The following is a 9148-nucleotide window of genomic DNA, read 5'->3' as shown; positions in this document are numbered from 1 at the left end:
AGCCACCACGACGCGTTCACGCAGATCGGCTGACAGGGCTGAGGGCATCCGGCTCTCCTCCTGGAAAGCCGGGCATCGAATCACATCTGCGCCGCTCTCAAAACCCTAATCGATTCAATCCGATCGGACACCGCTCTAGTTTGGGGATGATCGTCCGAGAGACGCTGAAGCGCGATCCCAATTCCAGGCACCTGTTCGTGTTCCGCGGCCGGCGCGGCGACCTGATCAAGGTGATCTGGCACGATGGCCAGGGCGCGTGCCTGTACACCAAGCGGCTCCACCGCGGTCGTTTCCTGTGGCTGTCGAGCGGACGGAGCGGTGACGATCTCGACGGCGCAGCTCGGCTACCTGCTCTCGGGCATCGACTGGCGCATGCCGCAGGAGACGTGGCGTCCGAGCGTCGTCGGCTGAGGATAACGCATTACAGAGGCTGAGCAATATGCTCTTCTCAGGATGTGCCGAACGCGTCCGAGCCCCCGCCGCTTCCCACCGATCTCGCTGCCGCCCACGCTATGATCCTGGCCGAGCGGGCGGCGCGGCTCGTATCCGAGATCGCGGTCGAACGGCTGAAGCTGGAGGTCGCCCGGCTGCGACGGGAGCGCTTCGGGGCCTCGTTGGAACCCAGCGCCTGGATCGACCAACTCGAACTAACGCTGGAGGATCTGGAGGAGACGCTGACCGAGACGGAGGCGCAAGCGCCCGCGCTCGAAGAGCACGCCACCTCAGGGTCCTCCCGGCGCAAACCCGCCCGCCGGCCCTTGCCCGAGCATCTGCCGCGCGAACGTATCGTCCATCCCGGCCCGACAGCCTGCGCCTGCTGTGGCGGCGCGCACCTGCGCCCTCTCGGCGAGGACGTCACCGAGACCCTGGAGCGGATCCCGGCACGCTGGGTGGTGATCCAGCACGTGCGCGAGCGCTTCTCTTGCCGCGACTGCGAGACCATCGCTCAGACCCCGGCCCCCTCCCACCCGATCACGCGGAGTCGGGCCGGTCCGAACCTCCTGGCTGAGGTGATGATGGTCAAGTTCGGCCTGCACCTGCCGGCTGCACCGCCAGAGCCAGCGCTTCGCCCATGAAGGCGTGCCGATCGACGTCTCGACGCTCGCCGGGTGGGTCGGGGCCGTCACCACCGCCATGTCGCCCCTAGTGGCCCGGATCGAGGCTCATGTACGGGGGGCCGAGCGCCTCCACCTCGACGACACGCCGGTGCCGGTCCTGGCCAAGGAGAAGACCCGCACGGGCCGGCTCTGGACGGTGGTGCGCGACGACCGCCCCTTCGGTGGACCCAAACCGCCGGCCGCGGCCTACTTCTATTCCCCCGACTGCTCCGGCGCGCATGCCGAGACTTGGCTCGGCGACTTCTACGGCATCGTGCAGGCGGACGCCTTCTCGGGGTTCGGCCGGCTGTACGAACCTGGTCGCAAGCCGGGCCCGATCCGCGAGGCGGCCTGCTGTGCGCATGCCCGTCGCAAGTTCTTCGAGCTGGCCGAGCTGAGGAAGGCTCCGATCGCCATCGAGGCGGTGACGCGGATCGATGCGATCTTCGCCATCGAGCGCGCCGCCAACGGTCTTGCCTCCGATGAACGCTGCGCGCACCGCCGCGCTCGCTCGGCTGCCCCCGTCGCCGACCTGGAGGTGTGGCTGCGGGAAAACCGCGCCAGGCTCTCGGCCAAGGCTCCCACAGCAGCGGCGATCGACTACCTGCTCAAGCGCTGGACAGCCTTCACCCGTTTCCTCGACGACGGACGGATCTGCCTGTCCAACAATGCCGCCGAACGCTCCATCCGTCCCATCGCGGTGGGACGCCGCAACTGGACCTTCGCCGGCTCGGATGCGGGCGGCCATCGCACCGCGGCCCTGTACACCCTGATCGAGACCGCCAAGCTCAACGGCATCGACCCGCAGGCTTGGCTCGCCGACGTGCTCGCGCGGCTACCCGACCATCCCGCCCGGCGCATCGACGACCTGCTCCCCTGGAACAGGACCCAGCTCCGCCCTCAGCAGATCGCCGCCTGACATCCCGCCGGGACCACGACCGCGGCCTTCACCGAAGGCGTACGTTGAAGCTCGCGAACTCTGTGAAGAAACCGGGAACATCGGCGGGACGTTAGCCCGTCTCGCCGAACTAAGCGTCGACCCAGCGCGCTATTCCAACCGTCTACACCTCATCCGAGCCACTGGCGTCGTCACAGGTACCTCCGATCCGAATCCGACAGAGAATATCGAGGTTGTGCTTGTAGCGCGCCAGGAAGCTAGGCAATTGGCTCTGTCCGGCGGAATCACCATTGCATGCCATGTTGGATTGCTGCTGCTAGCTCTCGCCGAACGGTGAGGCTACGCTCGCATATCGGACATGGATGGTCTGCATCATCCTTGGCGGCCAGAGCGTCAACGGACGTGCTACGGATTACATCGTTTAGGGAGAAAGAAGAGTATGTCCGACGGCAGCATTCAACCGACACGTTGGCGCACGGCGGATGAACTCGCTAGGGCTTGCGGATGCTCAGCAGAAGGAATCGAGGCTTTGGCACGAAGTAACCATTGGCCGCGGATGCATGGCCCGTCTGGCGCGAAGTTCCCTCTAGATATTGAAACAGTGTGCCGCGCGCTCGCTGGGAATCCCTGTACTGTTCGCGGAAGCATTCCACTTCTGTAAAAGGACTTTTAAGACATCGAATCGGAAAGGCATAGGACTGCGAAGCTGGGCTAGCCGAGCGCAAATAATGGATAGGATGCTTTCGCTGACAACAAACGTGTGCTGAGTATTGCATTAACGAAAGTCTGTTATATTGCGAGTCTATGTATAATGAGTTTATTTCATAAAAGCAAATCTTTCCGCAGGCATGTCGAGCTTATTCGGAGGAGTGTTTTATTTGATAAGAGATTCTATAGAAAAAGCTACGGTATAGGTCCGTACACGAGCGCGGAAAAGCATTTCTATGATATTGGCTGGAAAACAGGTTTCCGACCCTCGCCATACTTTGATACTCAATTCTATCTCAGGACCTATCAAGATGTCCAAGAGATCGGGATCAATCCGCTGATCCACTACCTCCTGGATGGTGGCTCTGAGCTGCGGCGTCCGACGGACGATTTCGATCCGCGGGCGTTCTACGCCGCTCACCCGACCCTCGATCTCACCGCCAAGACCCCAGCCGAACATTGCGTCGCGCTCTATGGGAGCTACCGCTGGCGTCGTCGGGCGGAGGCGCCACCGGCGACATCAGCGGCTGCAGAGGCGACGTTCAAGTCGGTTTTCGATGCCGACTTCTACAGAAGCCACCATCCCGATGTCGTCGACGCGAACATCGATCCGCTTCAGCACTTCATCCATTTCGGGCAATTCGAGTATCGGGATCCGTCTTCCGCGTTCGAGTCCTTCTACTATCGTCGGACGTTCGCCGCGCTGGAAAGCCGCGGACGGAGTCTGATCGACACGTACCATGCGCAGGTTCAGCAGATCGTCCCGCAGACGGCAAGCGCCGAGTCGATCGCGGTCGACCTGCGGGACCGCGCCACCGACACGACAGGGCCTGCGCTGCGCCTCTGCGTTCACGCGCACTGCTTCTATCCGGAGTTGATCAAGGAACTCATCCCGGGCTTCCACAACCTGCCGCCCGACGCCAGGATCGTCATCACCGCCGTCTCCGCGGCCGATGCGCAGTTCATCGCGCGCGCGATGCACCGCCATGCCGTGAGGCAGCCCACCGAGGTCCGCGTCGTGCCGAATCGCGGTCGGGACATCGGTCCCTTCCTGGTGGGATGCCAAGATGTCTGGCGCGCCTGCGACGTCGTCCTGCATCTGCACACCAAGGTCAGCACCCACGTTTCCTGGGGCGAGGAGTGGCGCCACTACCTCTTCGACCAGACCCTGGGATCGAAGGCGCTGGTGGACTGGGTCCTGGAGCGCTTCGCGGCGGACCCGTCGCTGGGCTGCCTGTACCCCCGCAATTTCCACCGCATACGGGAATACGTGAACGTCGAGCAGAACAGCGCGGCGATCGACGCCTTCCTCGCCGTCCTCGGACTCCCGGCCGCTGCCGGAGCCCAACCGGACTACCCGGCCGGATCGATGGCCTGGTACCGCACCGCGGGCCTGGCGACGCTCGCGGACGCTCTGACGACCCTCGACCGGTTCGAAGCCGAGGCGGATCAGGTCGACCTGACCTTCGCGCATGCCCTGGAACGCATCATGCCGCTGGTGGTGCGCGCTTCCGGCTACGCGGTCCGCAACTACGTCACCGAACGCCGCGACCGCCTGATCCCGGTCTCAGGCCTTCCCGACCGGGAGAGCAGCCGCTGCCCGCCCGCGACGCTCTGGCCCCGGGACACGCCGCGGATCGCGCGGCGGCCGCCGCTTCCGGTGGCGCCGGTCAGCCGACTCTACAACCCGGACGCCCTCGACGTGCACTGGATCGTGCCGTCCTTCGCCCAGGGCGGGGCCGGGGGCCACATGACGATCTTCCGTCTAGTCGAGTGGCTCGAACGCTTCGGGCACCACCAGACCATCTGGTTTCAGAACGCCGCGCATTTCGACAACCAGGCGCAGGCGAAGCGCCTGCTCCAGACTTGGTACCGGCCCATCGGATCGCGGGTCCATGTCCGCTTCCTGCCGGACGACGTGCGCCAGATCTCGGCCGACGTGCTCATCGCCACGGATTGCTGGAGCGCCTATCCGGCCGCCCAGGTGCAGAACGTCAAGGAACGCTTCTACCTGATACAAGACTTCGAGCCCTCTTTCCATGCGGCTGGGGATCTGAACCTGATCGCCGAGGCCACCTACGGTTTCGGGTTCGCCCATCTCTGCGCCGGAACCTGGCTGCTGGACCGCATGCGAGCCCGCGGCGTCTGGGCGCGGGCCTGGGAGCTCTGTGCCGATCACACGGTCTATTCCGAGGGGGCGCCGCGGCCGGCCGTGGCCGCCCGGCCCATCCGGATCGCCTTCTACGCGCGGGAGCATACGCCGCGCCGGGCCGTCGCCCTCGGCTTCGCCGCGTTCGAAGCGTTGTCCGAGCGCGGATTCCCGTTCGAGGTCGCGCTGTTCGGCCAGGCGGACCTCGTGCTTCAGTATGCGTTTCCCCACGTCCAACACGGCATCCTGACGCCGAAGGAACTCGCTGCGCTCTACCGCTCCTGCGACCTCGGCGTGGTCTTCTCGACGACGAACTACTCGCTGATCCCGCTGGAGATGATGGCCTGCGGCCTGCCCGTCATCGAGATCGACACCGAGAGCACCCGGGCGATCTTCAAGAACGACGAGGTCACCTTCGCAGGCCCGATGCCCTACGTGATCGCCGACGCGATCGAGCGCCTCGCCTCGGATCCGGATCGCCAGGCCCTGCAACGGGCCCGCGGTCTCGCCTTCACGCAGGCGACGTCCTGGGAGCGGAGCGCCCGCGCGCTGGAGGCCGCCCTCTTCGAGCGGCTCGGCGAGACGGGGTTCACACCGGTCTCCGTCGCAACGCTTCCCGCGCCCGCCTCATTGAAAGGCACCCGTGCCACGGTCTTCATCCCGACCTACGATGCCGGGCCGGCCTTCGACAGCGTCCTCGACGCCCTCTCCGAACAGGTCTGCGACTTTCCCTACGACGTGCTCGTCGTCGACAGCGGCTCGACGGACGGCACCGCCGAGCGCGTGCGGGCGCGCGGCGGCAAGTTCCGGGTCGAGACGATCGACAAGGCCGCGTTCCAGCACGGTCGGACGCGCAATTTCGGAATCGCCCGATCGGAGGGCGATTACGTCGCGCTGCTGACCCAGGATGCCTGTCCGAAGGACGCGCGGTGGCTGTCGGCCTTGATCGGCGGCTTCGCGCGGGGACCGCGCGTCGCGGGCGTGATCGGCCGGCACGAGGCCTATCCGGACCACGATCCCTTCACCCGGCGCGATCTGCAGGAGATGTTCGACCGCCTCGCCCTCCTGCCCGATATGATCGATCGCGAAACCGGCCTGCCGAGCTTTTTCTACCCGGGCGGCCAGAGCTGGGCGATGACCCTGCAGTTCTACTCGGACAATAATTCGGCGATGTCCCGGGAAGCCTGGAAGATCCTGCCTTATCCGGACGTCGAGTGGGGCGAGGACCAGATCTGGGCGGCGGAGGCCCTGAGGCTTGGCTTTCAGAAGGCCTATGTCGACGAGGCAGTGGTCTACCACTCCCACGCCTTCGACATGGCCCAGCAGCGCGCCGTCTCGGCGGTCGAGGGACGCTTCTGGGCGGAGCACTTCGGCATCGATCTGCATCCGGACACGGAAGGAGCGATCCGTGGCATGGATGCGCGCGACCGGGCCTTCGCCGAAGAACAGGGCATTCCCGAGCGTGTCCTGCAGCTGCGTCTCGACCAGAACCGCGCAACCGTCAAAGGTCGATCAGTTTGAAAGAGAGCTTCATGCGCTTGATTAACAGTCTTTAATGCGCACTCGCCTTTTCATAGAACTTTGTAATCCATTCGCATACTCAAACAGACCCAAGCCTTACTTTAATTTGGCCGAAGCGCTTCCTTGATGGCGCGAATGCGCGATGACATCATCTTCGCCAGTTGCGCCTTGCTAGGTATGGAACGGCGATAGAAAAGCTGCTGTTCGATAAGGCCTCTGACGCGGGGAACACGGTCGCGGGCGGCGGCACGAAACTGCTGCACGGCGCTCTCATGGATCGGCTCAGCCCATGTCTGACCGGCAGCGAAATTGTACTGATGGGCCTCGACGCCGACCATCTTATAATCCACCGGAAAGCTGTTGTATCTATTCAGAAAATCGATATTTCCCGAGTAGTTCGTCGCAATCACCTTTCGGCCAAGGCAAATAGCCTCCGCCATTCCCATGCCGTATCCTTCCGAACGATGAAGCGATACATAGCAGTCACAGCGAGCGATAAGTGACAGCATCGTCGCACGCTCAAAGTAATCTTCGATAAATACGACCCGTTCATCGATACTTTTTAGCTCCGCGACCAGCCGTGGGTCGACGGACGAGTTCGTCGGATTATTCGACTTGACGACGAGACCAACGGACGTGTCGGTCAGCGGAAAAGCAGCCTTAAAGGCTCTCACGACGGCGAAAGGATTCTTGCGATGTATCGATGAGTTGTAATCGAATGAGAACAGGAAGTAGTATTTTTCTTTCGAAAGACCAAATCGATCCCTCTTGAAATGTCCCCGACAGCTGACATCGACGTAGGGCGGCATGATTAGAATTTTGTTTTTGAAAACTTTTGCGACGGCATCATGCACAAACTTCGATGGAGCCCAGACTTCGTCGTAAAGGTTCAAGGCCTCGATTTTTTCGGACGGTATATCTGAAAGCTCCCAGTACAGCTTCAGAATGTTATAAGACTTGATCTCGGATCCACCATTGACATAGTCGATGGCATGGTCGATGTGATCCAGACCGAGTTCGAAGACGTTGATCTTGTGTCGACGATAGGTATCGTATTTCTCAGGTTGAAACTTCGCCTCGTATCTGTCCACCGCGCCATGGCTGTAGGGATAGATCGAGTATCGGGAGGACGACCGACGGAAACACGCGACTGTACCTCGGGTCGCAGTTCCCAGCCCAAGCTTCGATTCGACGTAGCCGATGAACCGAACGTCATTCTTCGACAGAAGCGGATGTTTGCGGTCGAATATTTTCTCGACCTCCTTCAGATAAACGTTTTTGTTCAACTTTGTGACGGCATCTGCGACGGACGAATGGGTCGCAAAAAATTCCGCAGCCGTTCGGCTTCCGGTCACCAACCGATTTTCAGACCATCCGAACCGAATGAAATGATGAGCCGGGCGCATCCCGCCAAGACCCACGTCAGGATTTAAAGCCGAGTACTCTTCGAAATTGATATCTCTATTCAGGATTTCCAGTAATCTTTTAACGCGCCAGGTCAAATAGATCCGGTTTAGCATCGCAATCATGGGAAACATTGCTACCAGCTGATTTTCCAGCACTCTGCCAGAACGAACCGGCCTTGCGCTAAAATCACGTCCATGAGGCAGTCCTTTAGAGCACCTGGACCGGTCGATACAAATTCACTGGTCCGGCGGCTCGGATTTCGATGCCCGCGTTCGAATTCCGGACTCCTGGCCTTGAGGCCCCCTCCATGCCCGTCGTTCGGCCGCGATTCGGCTCCCGTCCGCCATCCGCTGAGGCTGGTTCAAGATGCTGGGTCCCAGCGCTGCGATGTCTGTCCGCCATCACCCCAGATCGCCGTCCCTCGCACGATCGAACGCCTGCGATCCCGCGACGGGCTCTCCGCTAACCGTGGGAATATGGCTGCGCGCCGTCACCCGTCCCTCGGAATTGTCTCACACCGCCGCGCACGATTTACCAGGCCGGCCCGTTTGCCGAGTCCCGAACGATCACTCCCACGTGCCGCCGGAGGGACGCTCATCGCGATGGGCCCTCCGCGGCACGGCCTGAACGGTATCCCTGATCGGCCGTGTCGCGATCCACAGCGTGGCGCTGTGTCCGTAGTCGAATGAGGGCGACGAGGCGTGAGCCACCGTCGTCCGTCTCAGCGTCCGTAGATATCCTCGACGCGGATGATGTCGTCCTCGCCGGTGTAGGAGCCGACCTGGACCTCGATCAGTTCCAGGGGGATCTTGCCCGGGTTGGTCAGGCGGTGCATCGAGCCGATCGGCAGGTAGATCGCCTCGTTCTCGTGCACCAGCACCACCGAGTCGTTCAGTGTCACCTCCGCCAGCCGATCGGCAGGTAGATCGCCTCGTTCTCGTGCACCAGCACCACCGAGTCGTTCAGTGTCACCTCCGCCGTGCCCTTGACGACGACCCAGTGCTCGGCTCGGTGGAAGTGCTTCTGCAAGGACAGCCGTCCGCCCGGCGTTACCATGATCCGCTTGACCTGGAAGCGCTCGCCCAGGTCGATCCGCTGGTACCAGCCCCAGGGCCGGTACATCCGCCGATGGGCGTCCGCCTCCGGGTGGCCCTGCGCGCGCAGGCGCGTCACCAGGTCCTTGACCTCGCCCGAGCGCGCCTTCGAGGTCACCAGCACGGCGTCGGGGGTGGTGACCACCACGACTTCGTCGAGCCCCACCACCGTCGTCAGGTGCTCGCCCTCGCTGTGGATCAGGCTGCCATGGGTGTCGATGGTCTCGACCCGGCCCCGGACGGCGTTGCCGACCCGGCCCCGGACGGCGTTGCC

General features: G+C 62.8%; 3 protein-coding genes and 2 pseudogenes. 3 read left to right on the top strand and 2 right to left on the bottom strand.

Going from position 1 to position 9148, the window contains the following annotated elements; translation table 11 throughout:
* Positions 1 to 146: 146 nt before the first annotated feature.
* The 3 genes and pseudogenes from tnpB to ASG63_RS19625 form a co-directional block, all read left to right on the top strand.
* A pseudogene (gene tnpB / locus ASG63_RS26625) lies at positions 147 to 245 on the top strand (IS66 family insertion sequence element accessory protein TnpB); the annotation flags it as partial.
* Positions 246 to 512: 267 nt separating this feature from the next.
* A protein-coding gene (gene tnpC / locus ASG63_RS19630) for an IS66 family transposase (protein ID WP_200957565.1) occupies positions 513 to 2016 on the top strand; the annotation gives its coding sequence in 2 pieces (ribosomal slippage) (positions 513 to 1043 and positions 1045 to 2016; 1503 coding nt in all).
* Between the two features lie 790 nt (positions 2017 to 2806).
* Positions 2807 to 6373 carry a rhamnosyltransferase WsaF family glycosyltransferase gene (locus tag ASG63_RS19625; RefSeq protein WP_082559410.1) on the top strand — a complete coding sequence of 1189 codons (3567 nt, stop codon included), beginning with the start codon at positions 2807 to 2809 and terminating at the stop codon, positions 6371 to 6373.
* Between the two features lie 101 nt (positions 6374 to 6474).
* Here the strand turns inward: ASG63_RS19625 and ASG63_RS25570 are convergent, their stop codons facing one another.
* A complete protein-coding gene (locus tag ASG63_RS25570) occupies positions 6475 to 7935 on the bottom strand; it encodes a glycosyltransferase (RefSeq protein WP_156394259.1) in 1461 nt (486 codons plus the stop codon).
* Positions 7936 to 8501: 566 nt separating this feature from the next.
* Positions 8502 to 9148: pseudogene (locus tag ASG63_RS26875) on the bottom strand (hypothetical protein); the annotation flags it as partial.

It is taken from the genome of Methylobacterium sp. Leaf94 (assembly GCF_001426045.1).
In the GTDB taxonomy this organism is placed as follows: domain Bacteria; phylum Pseudomonadota; class Alphaproteobacteria; order Rhizobiales; family Beijerinckiaceae; genus Methylobacterium.
Note: the sequence above shows the minus strand (reverse complement) of the source record. Positions and strands in the feature narration are given on the sequence as shown.